Raw genomic sequence first — 18,230 nt, 5'->3', positions numbered from 1 at the left:
TCGAGAACCAAGATTTCGCACCCGTATTGACGGCAGTACCACTCAACGAACTCAAATCCAAACCGGCAGAGTCGATCCCGGTGAGCGACCACAATTGTTCCGACATCTCCCGCACGAACTCGTTCCAATAAGGCAAGGAACTTTGGTCTTTTGAAGTTGAGACCGCCGCCAACCTCTCCGACCACTTCGGCTCCAGGATAGAGGTCAACCAGTCTTGCAATCTGTCTCTCCAAGTCTGGTTTCTGCCCTCGACTGCTGACTCGGGCGTACAAAACGACTCGTTTGGCTTTCTTTGGCGTTCTGATGTAGCTGTCGAGGTCATACCTTCTTGCCCTACCAGATGGAGTACGTATTGCTTTGATCCAGCCTTTCTGTTCCCATCGCCTCAAGGTGTGGAGACACACCCCAAAATAATCCGCCGCTTCTCTCGGTTTTACATACCTAGCCATACCAAGCAGCCATACTGAACATATTGTACATTATTTTCAGTATAGTCCAGCATATCATTGACTAGAGTCATGCTCCCTCGCCCTCTTCTGAAACCTCTTGCTGATACACTGTGACATACGAAAAAAGCTCGGGATCCCCCAGGCTCGGGATCCCAGCGGTTGACTACATCGTTGTGTCGCTTAGGGAGGATCCATCTTGCGCCCCATCCTCATTGCCGGCAACTGGAAAATGCACAAGACTCAGGCTGAGGCTCGCCAGTTTCTGCGCGAGTTTCGTCCAGCCCTGCAAGCCTCGTCTGCAGGGGTGAGGCCGCAGCGGCAGATCATTCTCTGCGTGCCCTTCACAGACCTGGCCGTGGTGGTAGAAGAAACGCGGGGATCCGGCATGGCTGTGGGAGCCCAGAACCTGCACTGGGAGGATCAAGGGGCGTTTACGGGAGAGATCTCCGGCCCCATGCTGGCAGAGCTGGGGGTGCGCTACGTTATCGTCGGCCACAGCGAACGGCGGCAGTACTTTGGCGAAACCGATGAAACCGTCAACCGGCGCTTGGCCGCGGCCCAGCGGCACGGGCTCACCCCCATCCTCTGTGTGGGGGAAAGCTTGCAACAGCGGGAGCAAGGCCTGACCGAGTCTTGGATTGTGGGACAGTTGGATCGCGCCTTGCCGGGGATCGATCTGCGCAACCTCGTGATTGCCTACGAGCCAATCTGGGCCATTGGCACGGGGAAAACCTGTGCAGCCGCCGAGGCCAACCGCGTCATCGGCCTTATCCGCCAGCATCTGGGCGCCGACCACCTGCCCATCCTCTACGGTGGCTCGGTCAAAGCCAGCAACATCGACGAGCTGATGGCCCAGCCGCAGATTGACGGTGTACTGGTGGGAGGGGCCAGCCTCGATCCCCAAGAGTTTGCCCGCATTGTCAACTTCCAGGCCCTGACTCCTGCCGCAGCAGCGGCTCCCTAGGTTCCTCAGCGAGATTGCCCCCACAGTAGAGCCACGGGAAAAGACTTGAGGATGGCGCCCACCGACAAGGTGTCGCCGGCAGGGATCCCTTCTTGGGTGAGGCCATTGACCCACTCCAGCCGCTTCCAGCGCGGCAGCTGAATTTCTGTGTCTTTCCAAACAGCGTCCCCCAAGGGATCCTGCGTCTGGTAAATTAGGGAGGTTAGGAAGCGGGGCGCCACCACCAGGACGACTTGTTTGTCGTGCTGACGGGCAAAAGCAATGACATGGTTGGCATAGGAGCCGCTCACCTGCAGGGGAATATAACTGCCTTCCAGAAATAGCTGCGGCTGTTCCTGACGGGCCTTTAGCACCTGATGGATGAGAAACAGCTTAATGCGGCCGTCGTGGCGGTGAAGCAGAAGATCTTGGATAAGTTGCAGGGGATCCTGCTTGATTCGCCGTTGAATTTCTTCGAGGTAAGCCAGGCGGCGGGAAAAGTCCACAGGCCGACGATTGTCGGGATCGACCATGCTGAGATCCCACAGCTCCGTGCCCTGGTAGATATCCGGGATCCCAGGGCTGGTGAGCTTCAGCAGGGTTTGAGAGAGAGAGTTAAAGATGCCAAAGTGGGCAATTTTGCGCTGAAAGGGCAGGAAAGACTCCAAGAAGGGGCTTGAGGGCCGCAGGATCTGATCGATGAAAGCAAGGGTAGCTTCTTCGTATTCGGTATCGGGGCGAAGCCAAGCAGTATGAACCTTAGCTTCCCGAACTGCTTTAATGGCGTAGTCTTTAACTCGCTGGATAAAGGTAGGAACTTCCTCTGGTTGAAAAGGATAGGAGCCGATCAAAGTCTGATAAAGAAAATACTCGTCGTTGCGATCGGGCAGCTCCGAACGCTTCGCTTGCTTGCTGCGAACTTTGTAGCCAAGATTCAACTCATGCCAGAGTTTAATGTGCTTCTCCCATTCAGCGGGGAGTTCCGAGAGCACATTTAGGCGGGCCCGCACATCCTCGCCGCGTTTGGTGTCATGGGTGGAGGAAGCATTCATTGAGAAGGGCCACTGGGCTGCTCGTTCTTGGTTAAAGCGATGGAACTCTTGGACAGAAATGCCAAAACGATATAGATCCCCACCTACTTCGTTCAGGGATAGCAGCCTGTTGTAAACGTAGAAGGCCGTATCCTCTACCCCTTTGGCCATGAGAGGGCCAGCCAACTGTTGCAGCCGCATGGCAAAGTAGATTTGCTCGTTTTTCTCTTCCTCTGAGACGTTTTCGGGGAACTCAAGGCAGAGAAAGCGCTGCAGGAAATTCAGCTCGTTAACCAAAATGGGCAGGTTCTCCTTAGCTTTCTCTACAGCTTGGCGGACGGCCTGTTGACCTTCTGAGCTGAGGATCCCTTCGTGGATGTAGACTCGGTAAACTGGGAAACACACCAAAACCTCTGCCAAGGCTCGGCGCAAGCTGTAGAGGGTGAAGTCATTGGCATAGCGGTGATGGCTGGTAATCTGCTTGAGCAAAAAAGCAAGGTTGTCCATGTCCCCTGCCAGGTTGCGCTCGATAATCAGCCGTTTTTTATCTTCGATAACCTGTTCTGGTGACTGTTGCAGGTTGGTGAAATCTTGATAAAGAGCACTGAAGGCTTCTGCATTCTCCGATTGGCAAAAGATGCCATTAAGCTTAGCTAAAAAGTCGTAACCCGTTGTGCCTTGAACTGGCCATTGCTGAGGTAGCTTCTCATTAGCTTCTAGTATTTTTTCTACCACAATGTAGAGATCTGGACAGCGTTCTCGCAGACGGTGGAGATACTCCTCTGGGTTAAATAGGCCATCGATGTGGTCGATGCGTAAACCTGTGAAGCGCCCCTGTTCTGCGAGCTTGAGAATGAGCTGATGCGTTTTGCGAAATACTTCGCGATCTTCCATCCGCAGCGAGATCAGATCGTTGATGGTAAAAAAACGACGATAATTAATCTCCTCAGCACCCACCTTCCAAAAGGAGAGGCGAAAGTTTTGCCGTGCCAAAAGGCTGTCCAACAAGTCAAAGCTGGAGGGATCCCCGGGCTTGCCGTTGAAGATGGCGATGTTCTCGTCAAAGAAGCTTTGAATATGCGGGCTAGAGGTGTAGAGCTCCCAGAGGGAGTGCTTGGCAAAGCTAATTTGATCCGTGCGCTCTAGGAGATCCTCTTTGCTAGGAATAAACTTGAGGCTGAAGAGGATCCCGAGTAGTTTGACATAGTCGGGGTGGCTGCGCCCTAGTTTCCGCCGCAACTTGCCCAGGTTATAGGTAAAAACATCGGCATAGGTGTCAATATTGAGAGGAAATCTTAAGTTGTAGTAGTTAATGCTCAGGCCGTCGGCATCATAGCGTAGCTGAATCTGGCCTGACTCCAGGCACTTGTTGTAGAAGTCGCCCAGGAAGGGAGCAAGGATTCTGCCCTTGATCCCCAGATAGGAGTGATCCCAATTCACGTCAAAGTAGTCGATAAAGTCTGAGTTAGGCCCGCTTTCCAAAACATCCATCAGCATTTGGTTTTGGCCGTCGTAGGCCATGTGGTTGGGCACGATGTCTTGGATCCAGCCGATTCCCTGCTGGTTGAGGGTTTCCCACAAGAGTTCAAACTTTTCACTCCCCCCTAACTCCACGTTGATCTGCCTGGGATCCACGACGTCGTAGCCATGGGTGCTGCCCTTGCGGGCCTGAAAGATGGGGGAAGCATATAGATCGCTGATGCCCAGCAACTTCAGGTAGGGGACAATTTGCCGCGCTGCCTCGAAGTCAAATCCAGCGTGAAACTGAATGCGATAGGTGGAAGTCGGGATCCGCATGACGACCTCAAAACGACGACAAGGTGGCTCAGCCCATGACCAGAAGGGATGTTTCCAGGGTAGCGGCTAAGATCGGGAGGTCCCGCATAAAGATCGGCAAAACCCTAGATAGGTGTTCAGGGGCACAAGAGCGCCAAAGGGCAAGCAACGATGCTAAACCAGGCGGCGGCGAGATGGGCAACGATTTTTCTCTTGAGCGGCACTTCTGGGAGCGACCTGAGCTTTGCCCAAGGGGAGTTGCGGGTGGGGGACGAACCGGTTTTCACCCTGCCCACTCCCGCTGCCTCTGCCCATCTGCGTCTGGTGCAGCAACGTCTGGAGGAGATTTTGCTGCAGGCCAGCAGCTCCCAGCCCCAGGTCGGTTTGGAGATCCCTGCTCCTCCCACTCCGGATCCCTTGGTGGCTCCTCTGCCAGCCCATACTCTTCTCAATGGGCAACTGCCGTCGACAGTGACGCCGGTGGATGCAGAGGCCTACGCCACTTCTCAACCGGCGGATTTGGCGCGACGGCTACAGAAGACCCTAGACTCGGCGGAGAGCCAGCAGCGGCTCTATCGCCGATAATGGGCGGCTGGTTACCGGTGGACCGTGCATCGGGAATCATGTCGTTTATTGGCAGATCCCTTTTGGGGAGGATCCCCTGGGGTTTTCCTATCAGCCGGTGCTGCCGGATCCCCCGCCGGAGCGGCTATTTTTGTTAAACCGCCTGCCTCAGTTTGTGCCCTACGAGTTGCGACCCTAAGCGTTTTTCTACGGCCTCCTATGTCCTCTACACCATCCACGCCAACCCTTCCCCGCCAGCCCCGCATCCTGTTGGGCCTGCGGGCTGACCATTTTCGCCATCCTGTGGATCTGCAGGCAACCCGCTCTCTGCAGCAGGTGCCGGGGCTGGGCCTGCTGATTCAGAATTTGCTCGGCTCGACGGCAGGGGAGATCTTTTATCTGGATAACATCGCCTCGAGCATTCAAATCAACGAGCACCAGTTGCCGGAAATTCACCAGCTTCTGGTGCAGGCCTGTCGCATTCTAGATCTGGAAGTGCCCCAGCTCTACGTGCGCCAAAATCCCGTGCCCAACGCTTACACTTTTGCCATGCAGGGGAAAAAGCCCTTTATCGTCCTGCACAGCTCCCTGCTGGACTTGCTGGAGCCGCCGGAAATTCAAGCCGTGATCGCCCACGAGCTGGGCCACCTCAAGTGCAACCACGGCGTCTACTTGACGATGGCCAACCTTCTCATGCTCTCGACCAGTTTGCTCCCCTTCGGTGGGCTCTTCTATCAAGCGCTGCAAGATCAACTGCTGCACTGGCTGCGCTGTGCCGAGTTTACCTGCGACCGGGCGGCGCTGCTGGTTACCCAGGACGCAAGAACGGTGATCTCGGTGCTAATGAAGCTGTGCGGCGGCTCGCCGCAGTTGGCCGCCAAGCTCAATGTGGATGCTTTTCTGGAGCAGGCCCGCACCTACGAGGAGCTGGACGACGATCTCTGGCAGCTTGAGCTGAAGCAGATGCAGACCATTGGGCGCACCCACCCGCTGCCGGTGCTGCGAGCTCGGGAAATTGAGCGCTGGTTCCGCAGCAACACTTACCGGCAAATTTTGGAGCAGCACGGCTCGACTGCTGCCTGAGAGGCCAGGATGGCTTCCCTCGGAGTGACCTCTGGCCTCCCCCTGATTGTGGGGGAGACCCTTTTCGATTGTTTCCCAGACAAGGTGGTGCTGGGCGGTGCGGCTTTGAATGTGGCTTGGAACCTCAAAGGGCTAGGATCCGATCCCGTCTTGCTCAGCCGCGTCGGCCAAGATGAGGCGGCAGAACAGTTGTTGGCGGCGCTGCGGCGGCAGGGGCTGCGTCTGGAAGGGCTGCAGCGGGATCCGCTTCACCCCACCGGCCAAGTCCGGGTCACGCTGGATGGGGAGGGGATTCCGACCTTCGCCATCTTGCCCGACCAAGCCTACGACTACATCCAGTTGGACAGGGCAGCTCTGCAAGCCCTCCGCCCCAGCCTGATCTACCGGGGCAGCTTGGCGGCGCGTCGAGAAGCAGCCCATCGCCATTTTCAGGAGACCCTTCCCACTTTGGGCTGTCCGGTGTTTTTGGACCTCAATCTGCGGGATCCCTGGTGGCGCCCAGGCCCCGTCCGGGAAATGCTGCGCACCTGCGCTTGGCTGAAGCTGAACCAAGAGGAGCTGGAGCAGGTGGTGCAGTTAGAAAGCATCCCCGCCGGCAAGGTGGAGGAACAGGGGCAGGCCTTGCGGGCGCGGTTGAACCTGAGGGGCTTGTTCCTAACGCTGGGGGCGGCAGGTGCATTCCTGTTCACCGGTAGGGGGGTGTATCGGGGGGAGCCGGTGCCGGTGCCGCGGCTGGTGGATACGGTGGGGGCAGGGGATGGGTTTAGCGCGGTGGCCATCCTGGGCCTGCTGCAAGGATGGCCGGAGGCGGTGTTGCTGCAACGGGCGGTGGAGTTTGCGGCGGCCATCTGTGGAGTTGCGGGGGGCGCCCCCCCAGATCCGGCGTTCTATCGCCCCTTCCGGCAAGCGTGGGGGCTGTAGAAGCTACTGGAACTGGCGCCAGTGGAACTGGGCGTAGCGCCCCCCCTTGCTCAGCAACTCGCGATGATTGCCCTCCTCCAACAGTTGCCCCTGCTCGAGGACGAAAATGCGATGGGCGCTGCGCACCGTAGAAAGGCGGTGGGCGATCACAAAAACCGTGCAGCGCTGCATCAACCGCTGCAGAGCTTCCTGCACCAAGGCCTCAGACTCGTTATCCAAAGCAGAGGTGGCCTCGTCCAGGATCAAGATCTTGGGGTTGAGCAACACGGCGCGGGCAATGGCCAACCGCTGCCGCTGGCCGCCGGAGAGGGTAACTCCGCGTTCTCCAACACGGGTGGCGTAGCCATCGGGCAGGCTCTCGATGAAACTGTCGATGTTGGCCACGCGGGCCGCCTGCCGCACTGCTTCCAGGTCAAAGTCCTCTTGGCCGTAGGCGATGTTGCTGGCGATGGTGCCGGAAAACAGGGTAATCTCCTGGGGCACGATGCCGATCTGGCGGCGCAAGCTCTTGAGGGTGACGGTGCGGATGTCGATGCCGTCGATGCGGATGCAGCCTTCCTGGGGATCGTAGAAGCGCGGGATCAGGTTGACCAGGGTGGATTTGCCGGCGCCGGAGGATCCCACCAGGGCGACAATCTCGCCGGGGGCCACCTGGAAGCTGATCTGTTTGAGCACCGGCTGATCTGGTTTGTAGGCAAAGGAAACCTGCTCGAACTCCACCCAGCCTTCAATGGGCGGCATGGGGCGGGCGCCGGGCAGCTCCCGCACGCGGGAGCGGGTATCCAAGAGCTCGAAGATCCGCTCCACCGAGGCTTCCCCCTGTTTCAGCTCGCTGTAGTTGTTGGTGATGTGGACAATGGGGTCGATCAGCATGGCGACCCCGGCAATAAAGCCAAGAAACTGGCTGCCGGTCAGGTTGCCCTTGCTAATCTGCCAGCCCCCCACCCAAAACACCCCCAACACGCTCATGGCGTACAGAAAGCCCACCACCGGGTCTTGGATAGCTTTAACCTGTTCGGTTTGGAAGCGGGCCAGGCGGTTGTTCTCGGCCATGGCGCTGAAGCGGCGGATCTCGTAGTCCTCGGCAGCAAAGGCGCGGGTGAGGCTGATGCCGGCAAAGGCTTCCGTCAGAAGGGAGGACAGGTCGGCCATGCTCTCCTGGTTAAGGCGGGAGCGCAGCAGCAGCCGCTCCCCAAACCAACTGATCAAGGCGCCCATCAGGGGGGCAATCACCAGGGTGGTCAAGGTGAGGATGCCGTTGAGGTAGAACAGGTAGGCCACTACCGCCAAGATGGTGAGCACGCTGGGGATGAAGCGGTGGAAAAAGCGCTGCACCACTTCGCCCACCCGATCCAGATCGCCGGTGAGGCGGTAGACCAGGTCGCCGGTGCGGCTGCCGGAAAAGTAGTCCACATCCAACCCCTGCAAATGGGCGTAGAGCCGTTGCCGCAATTCCAATACCATTTGCAAAGAGGCCTTGGCCATAAGGGTGTCCTGGCCGTACTGGAAGGCGCCGCGCACCAGAAAAAACACCACCCCGATCAAGGCCAAGATCCGCAGTTGCCCCAGATCCCCCGCGCCGATGGAGCGGGCCACCCACTCGATCAAGTAGGCGAGGGCAGGCATAGTGAGGACAAAGCCAAGGGTACAGGCCAGCCCCAGCAGCAACATCCACAGGTGGGGCCGAATGAAGGGAAAAAGGCGGCGATAGCTACGACCCGGATGCACAGATCTCAGAAGAAAGGGCTTCTGCCCCACTCAGCTTACCGGATCGGGCCACAAGCTGCTGCCGGGATCCCTGGCCAGCGGGGTTGTCTCTTAGACGGCTCTGGCTAGCCTAACTTTTGCCCATACCTGGCAAGGGGGGATCCCCTTCTTCGACGGCGTCTGCGCCAACGTCGCCAGCGGGAGACCAGGCAATCGCTGAGGCTGTGGTTCAGCGAACCCAGCTCCAGCCCCATGCCCACCCAAAGCAGCGTCTCTGCGTGCGCATGCAACCCTTGCCAGAGGTGGTTGCGCCAGGCCCAGGGCCGCCACTGCCACCAGCCCAGGCGGGATCCCAGCCAAGCCCCCGGCAGGCCCACCCCCGCCACCCACAGGCCCAGGTAGAGCACGCGCAGGGCAGTGCCGACGATCGGCCCGTGGGACCAGAAGGAGCGGTGTTGCAGGCAGCGGCGGTAGGGGAGCCAAATCCAGCGCAGGAACAGCCAGCGGCGATACTGGCGAGAGTCAGTGTCCAGATCCCCGGAAAACATCAGGCCGCTGAAGAGATAGGCGGATCCCACGGCCAGAGCTACGGCAGCGCTGTTGCCCAACAGGCCGGCTGCCAAAGTGACGCCGGGAGCTGTCCAGAGGGTGATGCGATCGTGGGTGGATCCTAGAGGCATGAAGCCAGCGCAGCGCTCCGCTGCGGCTGAGTCTAGCCGCAGGAGAAGGAAAAAGCTTGCCCTCAGGCCGGGATCCCTCGATTGAGGCGATCCAACACCTGCAACTGCCGGTAGAGCATCTCCACCCGCGGCATCTGAATCCCGCCTTGCTGGGCATAGCGGAGCGGGTTGGCAAAAATAGCCTCCAGTTCCAGGGGACGCTTGCGCTCGTAGTCGATCTTCATGCTGGTTCGGTAGGGGGCCATCTTCTCGGTGCTGGCCAGCATCTCGGAGATCAGGGTCTGCGGGAGGTGGCGGCCACAGGCGGCAGCCCCCTGGATCACCTCGTGCATCAGCGTTTCCGCCAAAGCGCGGGCCTCAGGGTCGCGGATCATTTGCTGGGTATCGGCGTTGAAGATCACCGAGAGGCCGTTGAAGGGAATGTTCCAGACCAACTTCTGCCAGCGGGCCAACATCAGATCCGGAGAAAGAGAGGTCGGGATCCCGGCCCGCTGAAAATCTGCTTGAACTTGTTGAAGGCGAGGCGTGATCCCCTGGGGCGCATAGCCGGGGCCGTATTCCGCCAGCAGCACCGAGCCATAATCCAGATGACAGATGTGGCCGGGGCCGACTTTGTTGGAGCTGATAAAGCACAGCCCGCCGATCACCCGCTCAGGGCCAACCCAGTTGGCAATCTCCGGCTCCGCCCCCAGGCCGTTTTGCAGCAGGATCACCACGCCGTTGTCCGCCAGCACAGGCGGCAGCAACCGTGGCAGGAGGTGATTTTGGGTAGCTTTCAGGGCCACGATCACCCCTTCGCAGACGGGCATCTCCTCCACGGCGGCGTAGGCATTTACCTGGGGTAAGTGAAAGTCGCCCCAGCAGGACTCTACCCACAGCCCTTTCTGGCGCACGTGGTCGTAGTCGCTGTGCAAGAGAAAATGCACCGTGAAGCCAGCCTGTTGCAGTTTTGCCCCGTAAAACCCTCCCAGGGCGCCTGTGCCCAAGACAGCGTAGCGACGGGTTTCCGGCAAGACAGCCATAGCGGCAAAAGTCGGCAGATTATCCCCACCATACCGCACCCCAGGGGCGTCTCAGGCTCACTCTCTGCTGTTTTCCTCAAGTTTGGCGTCGATCAACAACACCCGCTCCTCGCCGTCGGTTTCCCGCAGGTGCACTTTGACGATCTGCTCAGGGGCCGTGGTTAGCTTGTGACCGCAGTAGTCTGGTTGAATGGGAAACTGGCGGTGGCCGCGGTCGATCAACACGGCCAGGCGCACTTGCTCCGGTCGCCCAAAGTGGTTGAGAGCCTCCAGAGCCGCACGGACGGTGCGACCCCGGAAGAGCACATCGTCCACCAACACCACTTCTTGGCCGGTCAGATCCCGCGGCAGCTCGCTGCGATTGGGAGTGCGCAGGCCGCCGGAGCCCAGGTCGTCTCGGAAGAAGGTGATGTCCAGCTCTCCTACCTGCGGTGGGCTCCCGAAGCCGGTGGCGATGCGATCCCGCAGGCGGTAGGCCAAGGGGACGCCGCGAGTGCGAATGCCGATCAACACCAGCCTGTCCAGGTGGGGGTGATCCCTGGCAATTGCTGTAGCCAGAGCGTCGATCAGCTCCGCTATCTGCTGCGCATTGAAGACCTCGACTGTGGACATGGATCCCTGTCCCCCCCTCGCCAGTTGGGACTCAGCTTATAAAAGCCCAAATTAGCCCAATCTACCGGCGGGATCCCCATCCAGTAGGATAAAAGTAAGAGCAATCCCAAAGCCGTGGAGGTTTCCTGGAGGGATCTGCGATGTCTGTTGCTTGGCCGGCTTCTGGTTTGGTGAGACTGTCCTGGCTGACCCCTTTCCTGCGGGGTGCGGTGTTTTGCGGGCTGATCCTGTGCCTGGGTGTCGCCCTCTTGGGATCCCCGTCCTGGGCAGAAGACTACAGCAAGCGGGATCTGCAGGGGGCGAACTTTGCCGGACAAGACCTGAGCGGCTGGAAATTTCTCAAGGCCAACCTGCGACAAAGCGATCTCAGCCATGTCAAAGCGGCAGGGGCGAATCTGTTTGGAGCCAACCTCAGCAGAGCCAACCTGCGGGGGGCCGATCTGCGCGGCGCCACCTTGGACATGGCCAATTTGCAAGGTGCCGACCTGCGGGAAGCCCAACTGCAGGACAGCATGATGTGGCTGGCGCGGGTGGAAGGGATCGAGATCGAGGGGGCGGATTTCACCAACGCCCTGATCCGCAAAGATGCCCTTGCCATCCTCTGCGAACGGGCCAGCGGCGTTAACCCCGTCACCGGGCGGGCCACCCGCGACACCCTCGGATGCGACTAATCCCTCACCCTCGGACCCTCTCCCCTGAGGGAGAGGGGGGATGGGGAGGCCAGGAACGCCCTGTTTCGCCGCAAAGAGGTGTGGCTCAGGAGGTGGGGGCAGCCGCCTCAGAGCGGGCGGACGGGCGCCGAAACTGGCTGAGAAGCGAGTTCCAGGCCAAGCGGGCCATGGATAGCAGCCAATTGCCCTCCAATTCCTTGAACAAGTCCATGTTGAGCTTGAAGGCGTAGTTGGCTTCCGCCACAATGCGCTCGATGGTGGCCTGATCCAGCTCCAGCGCGTCCAACTGGGCGCGGTAGCGCTGCTTAAACTTGCCCTCGTGGGGGATCTGCTCGAAATCGTAAAAGGCCGTTCCTTCCCCCGGCGGCAGGCCCATGGCCCGGCGGGCGATGTTTTTCAGGATCTGGCCGCCCGAGAGGTCGCCGATGTAGCGGGTGTAGGCGTGGGCAATCAGCAGAACCGGGTCTTTTTCCACCACTTCTCGAATGCGGTTGACATAGACCTGGCAAGCGGGAGAGGGCTTGACCACGGCACGCCAATTGGGGCCGACAAAATAATTTAAATCCTTCTCCAGGCTGGCCTTGCGCCACAGCTCTGGGTAGTAGAGCCGGCCTACCAGGGGGTGCTCTCGCAGTTGGGCAAAGCCTTCTTCCAAAGCGCTGTAGACAAAGTAGAAATTGCCCAGGTAGCGGCTGTAGGCCCGTTTATCCACCACTCCCTTCAGGAAACACTTGATAAAGGCCATGTTCTCGGCCATGGTGTGGGACTGCTTGGTGCCCTCTCGCAACTGGGCCGACAAGCTGTGGTCCCGGTTATACAGATCACTTTTTTTATTCTGATTGTTCTGACTTTGACTCACAAAACCCTCCTCGCCAACAAACTGTGCTTCATTAGATCACCCGCAAGCCATCCCGAGGTTCCCCCAGCCTGAGAAGCTTTGTAAACCCATTCCCGATCCTTTCTCATGATTGATGGCTCCGCGTCTTGCCCCCTAGCCTGCATCAACAGCGTGCATCTCAAAAGCGACAAAGACCGGCGCCGCGTCCACCCTGGCGACCGGCTGAGCCTGTCAGAACCACCCCTCCGATCCCCACGGTCGACCGGAAATCCGAGCTGGAGCAGCGGATGATCCGTAAAAACGGTCAAAGATTAGAATAATCTGCCTGAGTGTGAATGGATGTGAACAATCCTTAAGGCACGGTGGGAATCGTCCCTGCTCCGGCAGCCAAAAGGGGATCCCAAGCGGTTTTGCCGAGATTTTCCAGGTGCGCCCCCACGGGATCCGGACAGTCCCTCGGCCCTTGTAACGTTCGTTGACGATCGTTGGCAGGGTTTCTATAATTAGAGGCCTGACTGCAGCGCAACCCCTGCCGAGCAACGCATGACACAATTAGCAGTGCCATCCCCTGCCGCTCCTACCTTGCCTGACCTGGTAGAGATTCAGCGGGAGAGTTTTTTGTGGTTTTTGCGAGAAGGGTTTGAAGAGGAGCTCCTCAGCTTTTCCCCTATCGTCGATTACACAGGCAAGCTGGAGCTGCACTTTCTGCCGGAGTACCGCCCTGGGGATCCCTCCAAAGGGTACAAGATCAACAAGCCGCGCTACGACCCTGAGGAAGCTAAGCGACGGGATGCTACCTACCAAGCGCAAATCCGGGTGCCCACTCGCCTGATTAACAAAGAGACGGGCGAGATCAAGGACATGGACGTCTTCATCGGCGAGCTGCCTTTGATGACGGATCGGGGTACCTTCATCATCAACGGCGCCGAGCGGGTGATCGTCAACCAAATCGTGCGCAGCCCCGGCGTCTACTACAAGTCGGAGCTGGACAAAAACGGTCGGCGCACCTACAGCGCCAGCCTCATCCCCAACCGGGGCGCCTGGCTGAAGTTTGAGACCGACAAAAACGGCCTGGTGTGGGTGCGCATCGACAAAACCCGCAAGCTCTCGGCGGCGGTGCTGCTGAAGGCCTTGGGCCTGAGCGACTCGGAGATCTACGACAGCCTGCGCCACCCCGAATTTTTCCAAAAAACCATGGAAAAAGAGGGGCACTACAGCGAAGAAGAGGCCCTGATGGAGCTGTACCGCAAGCTGCGGCCTGGCGAGCCTCCCACCGTCTCCGGCGGCCAGCAGTTGTTGGAATCCCGCTTCTTCGATCCCAAGCGCTACGACCTGGGCCGAGTAGGGCGCTACAAGCTCAACAAAAAGCTCAATCTCAACGTGGCGGAAAATGTGCGGGTGCTCACCGTCACGGACATCTTGGCCGTCATCGACTACCTGATTAACTTGGAGTACGACATCGGCCATGTGGACGACATCGATCACCTGGGCAACCGCCGCGTGCGCTCGGTGGGCGAGCTCTTGCAAAACCAAGTACGGGTGGGCCTCAACCGCCTGGAGCGGATCATCCGCGAGCGCATGACGGTCTCCGAGTCAGAGAACCTCACCCCGGCCTCGCTGGTTAACCCCAAGCCCTTGGTGGCGGCCATCAAGGAGTTCTTCGGCTCCAGCCAGCTCTCCCAGTTCATGGATCAGACCAACCCGCTGGCGGAGCTGACCCACAAGCGGCGGCTGTCGGCCTTGGGCCCCGGTGGCCTGAGCCGGGAGCGGGCCGGCTTTGCCGTGCGGGATATCCACCCCAGCCACTACGGGCGCATCTGCCCCATCGAAACTCCGGAAGGCCCCAACGCCGGGCTGATCGGATCCCTGGCCACCCACGCCCGCGTCAACCAGTACGGCTTCATCGAAAGCCCTTACTACCGGGTCGAAAACGGCGTGGTGCGCAAGGATCTGGGGATGGTCTACCTCACCGCCGACGAGGAGGACGAGTATCGCGTGGCGCCGGGGGATGTGCCGGTGGATGCCGAAGGCCGCATCACCGCCGACTTGGTGCCGGTGCGCTACCGCCAGGAATTTACCACCGCCCACCCCAGCGAGGTGCACTACGTGCAGGTGTCGCCGGTGCAACTGATCTCGGTGGCCACCTCCTTGATCCCCTTTTTGGAGCACGACGACGCCAACCGCGCCCTGATGGGGGCGAACATGCAGCGGCAGGCGGTGCCCCTGCTCAAGCCGGATCGGCCTTATGTGGGCACGGGTTTGGAAGCCCAGGCGGCGCGGGACTCTGGCATGGTGGTGGTGTCGCGCACCAGTGGCGTGGTGACCTATGTTTCCGCCGACGAAATCGTGGTGCGGCCAGACGACGGCGGGGATCCGATTGTTTACCGCTTGCAGAAGTACCAGCGCTCCAACCAAGATACCTGTCTCAACCAGCGCCCTCTTGTCTACGCGGGGGATCGGGTGGTGCCCGGGCAGGTGCTGGCGGACGGCCCGGCGACCGAGGGAGGCGAGCTGGCCTTGGGCCAAAACGTCTTGGTGGCCTACATGCCCTGGGAGGGCTACAACTACGAAGATGCCATCTTGATCAGCGAGCGGCTGGTCTACGATGATGTCTTCACCTCGGTACACATCGAGAAGTACGAGATCGAAGCCCGGCAGACCAAGCTAGGGCCGGAAGAGATCACCCGCGAGATTCCCAACGTGGGGGAAGATGCCCTGCGCAACCTGGACGAAAACGGCATTGTGCGCATTGGGGCTTGGGTGGAAGCCGGCGATATTTTGGTGGGCAAGGTCACTCCCAAAGGGGAGTCGGATCAACCGCCAGAGGAGCGGCTGTTGCGGGCCATTTTCGGCGAGAAAGCTCGCGACGTGCGCGACAACTCGCTGCGGGTGCCCAACGGCGAGCGCGGACGGGTGGTGGATGTACGCATCTTTACCCGCGAGCAGGGGGACGAGCTGCCTCCGGGCGCCAACATGGTGGTGCGGGTTTACATCGCCCTCAAGCGCAAAATTCAAGTGGGGGACAAGATCGCGGGCCGTCACGGCAACAAGGGCATCATCTCCCGCATCTTGCCGATCGAGGACATGCCCTACCTGGCGGATGGCACGCCGGTGGATGTGGTGCTCAACCCCTTGGGGGTTCCCTCCCGCATGAATGTGGGCCAGGTGTATGAGTGCCTCCTGGGCTGGGCGGCAGAACACTTGGGGGTGCGCTTTAAGCTGATGCCCTTCGACGAGATGCACGGCCTGGAAGCCTCGCGGTTGACGGTGGAGGCCAAGTTGCGGGAGGCCCGTGAAAAAACCGGCAAAGACTGGATCTTCAACCCAGAAGGCAAGTACTGCGGCAAGATCCAGGTGTTCGATGGTCGCACTGGCGAGCCTTTCGACCAGCCGGTTACGGTGGGCCGTGCCTACATGCTGAAGCTGGTGCATTTGGTGGACGACAAGATCCACGCCCGCTCTACCGGTCCCTACTCGCTGGTAACCCAGCAGCCCCTGGGGGGTAAGGCGCAGCAGGGTGGCCAGCGCTTTGGCGAGATGGAGGTGTGGGCTTTGGAGGCGTTTGGAGCGGCCTACATCTTGCAGGAGCTGCTCACCGTCAAGTCGGACGATATGGTGGGGCGCAACGAGGCCCTCAACGCCATCGTCAAGGGCAAGCCCATCCCTCGACCCGGCACGCCGGAATCTTTCAAGGTGTTGGTGCGGGAGCTGCAGTCCCTCTGCCTGGACGTGTCTGTCCATAAGGTGGAGGTGGACAGCGACGGCCAGACCCGCGATGTGGAGGTGGATCTGATGGCCGATGTCTCCAGCCGCCACACCCCCTCGCGGCCCACTTATGAATCCGTTACATCCGAGGATCTTTCTCCAGCGGCAGGAGGAACCTTTACCTTAGCCAGGCGCAGCCGCGAGGAAGACGAAGACAGGGAGGAAGAGGACGATTTTTGATTGATGCCAGGGATCCCATTCGGCTCAGGAGAGGAGGGGTGGGGTTCCTCTCCCCTTCCTTTGTAGTTGCTAGGGCAGCAAGTCAGGAGAACAACGGCAATGGCCAAAACGGAGCAACGCTTTGACTATGTCAAGATTGGGCTGGCTTCTCCGGAGCGGATTATAGAGTGGGGCCAGCGCACCCTGCCCAACGGCCAAGTGGTGGGAGAAGTCACCAAGCCGGAGACCATCAACTACCGAACCCTCAAGCCGGAGATGGATGGTCTCTTCTGTGAGCGCATCTTCGGGCCGGTTAAGGACTGGGAGTGTCACTGCGGCAAGTACAAGCGAGTGCGGCATCGCGGCATTGTCTGCGAGCGCTGTGGGGTGGAGGTGACCGAGTCGCGGGTGCGCCGCCATCGTATGGGCTACATCAAACTGGCCGCCCCGGTCACCCACGTTTGGTACCTGAAAGGGATCCCCAGCCACATCGCCACGCTGTTGGACATGCCGCTGCGGGACGTGGAGCAGGTGGTGTACTTCAACGCCTACGTGGTGGTGGATCCGGGCAACGCTCCCAACCTCTCCTACAAGCAGTTGCTGACCGAGGATCAATACCTGGAGATCGAGGATCAGATGTACGAGGAGGGATCCGAGCTGCAACTGCCGGAGAACTGGGCCATGATCGGGGCGGAGGCCATCGAACGCCTGCTCAAGGATATCGACCTGGAAAAAGAGGCGGAGCAGTTGCGGGAGGAGATCGCCAGCGCCCGCGGCCAGAAGCGGGCGCGCCTAATCAAGCGGCTGCGCGTGATCGACAACTTCATCGCCACGGGAGCCCGGCCAGAGTGGATGGTGCTGCGGGTGCTGCCGGTGATCCCGCCCGATCTGCGCCCGATGGTGCAGTTGGATGGGGGGCGCTTTGCCACCAGCGACCTCAACGATCTCTACCGTCGGGTGATCAACCGCAACAACCGCCTGGCGCGGCTGCAGGAGATCATGGCGCCGGAGATCATCGTGCGCAACGAGAAGCGTATGCTGCAGGAGGCGGTGGACGCCCTGATCGACAACGGTCGGCGGGGGCGCATGGTGGTGGGGGCCAACAACCGTCCCCTCAAGTCCCTCTCCGATATCATTGAGGGCAAGCAGGGGCGTTTCCGGCAAAACCTGCTCGGCAAGCGGGTGGACTACTCTGGGCGTTCGGTGATCGTGGTGGGGCCCAACCTGCGCATGCACCAGTGTGGCTTGCCCAAAGAGATGGCCATCGAGCTGTTCCAGCCCTTTGTGATCCACAAGTTGATCAAGCGGGGCATCGTCAACAACATCAAAGCCGCCAAAAAGCTGATCCAGAGCAATGACCCGCAGGTTTGGGACGTGCTGGAGGACGTAATCGACGGCCACCCAGTTTTGCTCAACCGTGCCCCAACGTTGCACCGCCTCGGGATCCAGGCTTTTGAGCCGATCCTGGTGGAGGGGAGGGCGATTCAGCTCCACCCCTTGGTCTGCCCGGCTTTCAACGCCGACTTCGACGGCGACCAGATGGCGGTGCATGTGCCTCTCTCCTTGGAAGCCCAGGCGGAGGCACGCTTGCTGATGTTGGCCACCAACAACATCCTCTCCCCGGCCACAGGCGCTCCGATTATTACTCCCAGCCAAGACATGGTGTTGGGGTGCTACTATCTGACGGCGGACAATCCCCACGCCCCCGACCTTGGCGATCGTTATTTTGCCAGCCTGGAGGACGCCCTCATCGCCTACGACCGCGGCGTCATCGGCCTGCACAGCAAAATCTGGGTGCGCTACAGCGGCCCGATGGAGTTGGGCAAAGAGGAAAAAGAGTCGGAGCCTCAGATTATCGAGGAGCCGGGCGGCACCCGCCTCAAGATCACCAACTACCGCCGCATCCGCGAGGATCGGGACGGCAACGTGATCAGCCAATACATTCGCACCACGGCGGGCCGGATCATCTTCAACAAAACGGTGCAAGATATTTTGTCTGCTTGAGGCTG

General features: G+C 59.8%; 14 protein-coding genes. 7 read left to right on the top strand and 7 right to left on the bottom strand.

The window, feature by feature from the left end:
* Positions 1-449 (bottom strand): IS607 family transposase (locus tag SYN65AY6A5_RS09230; protein WP_099884281.1); only part of this gene is annotated, 449 nt, incomplete at its 3' end.
* A 196-nt stretch (positions 450-645) separates the two neighbouring features.
* Here SYN65AY6A5_RS09230 and tpiA point away from each other — a divergent pair.
* On the top strand, positions 646-1,413 hold the full coding sequence (gene tpiA, locus SYN65AY6A5_RS09225) for a triose-phosphate isomerase (RefSeq protein WP_011429306.1): 768 nt from the start codon (positions 646-648) through the stop codon (positions 1,411-1,413).
* Between the two features lie 5 nt (positions 1,414-1,418).
* Here tpiA and treY read toward each other — a convergent pair whose 3' ends face one another.
* Positions 1,419-4,220, bottom strand: a complete 2,802-nt coding sequence (gene treY, locus SYN65AY6A5_RS09220; protein ID WP_011429307.1) for a malto-oligosyltrehalose synthase — start codon at positions 4,218-4,220, stop codon at positions 1,419-1,421.
* 192 nt (positions 4,221-4,412) lie between these two features.
* On the opposite strand from treY, the gene SYN65AY6A5_RS09215 reads away from it, so the two are divergent.
* The 3 genes from SYN65AY6A5_RS09215 (at position 4,413) to SYN65AY6A5_RS09205 (ending at position 6,767) form a co-directional block, all read left to right on the top strand.
* Positions 4,413-4,784: a hypothetical protein gene (locus SYN65AY6A5_RS09215; RefSeq protein WP_143597300.1), complete on the top strand. Its 372-nt coding sequence runs from the start codon at positions 4,413-4,415 to the stop codon at positions 4,782-4,784.
* A gap of 198 nt (positions 4,785-4,982) precedes the next feature.
* The gene (locus tag SYN65AY6A5_RS09210; protein ID WP_011429309.1) at positions 4,983-5,846 is read left to right on the top strand and encodes a M48 family metallopeptidase; all 864 of its coding nucleotides are present in this window, start codon (positions 4,983-4,985) and stop codon (positions 5,844-5,846) included.
* 9 nt (positions 5,847-5,855) lie between these two features.
* A complete protein-coding gene (locus SYN65AY6A5_RS09205; RefSeq protein ID WP_041438075.1) occupies positions 5,856-6,767 on the top strand; it encodes a PfkB family carbohydrate kinase in 912 nt (303 codons plus the stop codon).
* Between the two features lie 3 nt (positions 6,768-6,770).
* On the opposite strand, the gene SYN65AY6A5_RS09200 is transcribed toward SYN65AY6A5_RS09205, so the two are convergent.
* From SYN65AY6A5_RS09200 to pyrR, 4 genes are all read right to left on the bottom strand, one after another.
* Positions 6,771-8,495, bottom strand: a complete 1,725-nt coding sequence (locus SYN65AY6A5_RS09200) for an ABC transporter ATP-binding protein (RefSeq protein WP_011429311.1) — start codon at positions 8,493-8,495, stop codon at positions 6,771-6,773.
* A gap of 104 nt (positions 8,496-8,599) precedes the next feature.
* Positions 8,600-9,154 carry a metal-binding protein gene (locus SYN65AY6A5_RS09195; RefSeq protein ID WP_011429312.1) on the bottom strand — a complete coding sequence of 185 codons (555 nt, stop codon included), beginning with the start codon at positions 9,152-9,154 and terminating at the stop codon, positions 8,600-8,602.
* Positions 9,155-9,216: 62 nt separating this feature from the next.
* Entirely contained in the window at positions 9,217-10,176 is a 960-nt protein-coding gene (locus SYN65AY6A5_RS09190) for a putative 2-dehydropantoate 2-reductase (RefSeq protein WP_011429313.1), read from the bottom strand.
* Between the two features lie 57 nt (positions 10,177-10,233).
* Entirely contained in the window at positions 10,234-10,788 is a 555-nt protein-coding gene (gene pyrR, locus SYN65AY6A5_RS09185) for a bifunctional pyr operon transcriptional regulator/uracil phosphoribosyltransferase PyrR (RefSeq protein WP_011429314.1), read from the bottom strand.
* A 140-nt stretch (positions 10,789-10,928) separates the two neighbouring features.
* Between pyrR and SYN65AY6A5_RS09180 the strand changes: the two genes are divergently transcribed.
* The gene (locus tag SYN65AY6A5_RS09180) at positions 10,929-11,459 is read left to right on the top strand and encodes a pentapeptide repeat-containing protein (protein WP_099812490.1); all 531 of its coding nucleotides are present in this window, start codon (positions 10,929-10,931) and stop codon (positions 11,457-11,459) included.
* Positions 11,460-11,544: 85 nt separating this feature from the next.
* Here the strand turns inward: SYN65AY6A5_RS09180 and SYN65AY6A5_RS09175 are convergent, their stop codons facing one another.
* Complete coding sequence (locus SYN65AY6A5_RS09175) at positions 11,545-12,258, bottom strand: biliverdin-producing heme oxygenase (RefSeq protein ID WP_099884279.1); 714 nt, start codon at positions 12,256-12,258, stop codon at positions 11,545-11,547.
* Positions 12,259-12,840: 582 nt separating this feature from the next.
* Here SYN65AY6A5_RS09175 and rpoB point away from each other — a divergent pair.
* Positions 12,841-16,242 (top strand): DNA-directed RNA polymerase subunit beta, encoded by a 3,402-nt coding sequence (rpoB, locus tag SYN65AY6A5_RS09170; protein ID WP_011429317.1) that lies wholly within the window; start codon positions 12,841-12,843, stop codon positions 16,240-16,242.
* Positions 16,243-16,341: 99 nt separating this feature from the next.
* Positions 16,342-18,225: a DNA-directed RNA polymerase subunit gamma gene (locus SYN65AY6A5_RS09165; RefSeq protein WP_011429318.1), complete on the top strand. Its 1,884-nt coding sequence runs from the start codon at positions 16,342-16,344 to the stop codon at positions 18,223-18,225.
* Positions 18,226-18,230 lie beyond the last annotated feature (5 nt).

The sequence above is a fragment of the Synechococcus sp. 65AY6A5 genome (assembly GCF_002760415.1).
Lineage (GTDB): Bacteria > Cyanobacteriota > Cyanobacteriia > Thermostichales > Thermostichaceae > Thermostichus.
The sequence above is the reverse complement of the archived record's forward strand: the minus strand, read 5'-3'. Positions and strand labels throughout refer to the sequence as shown.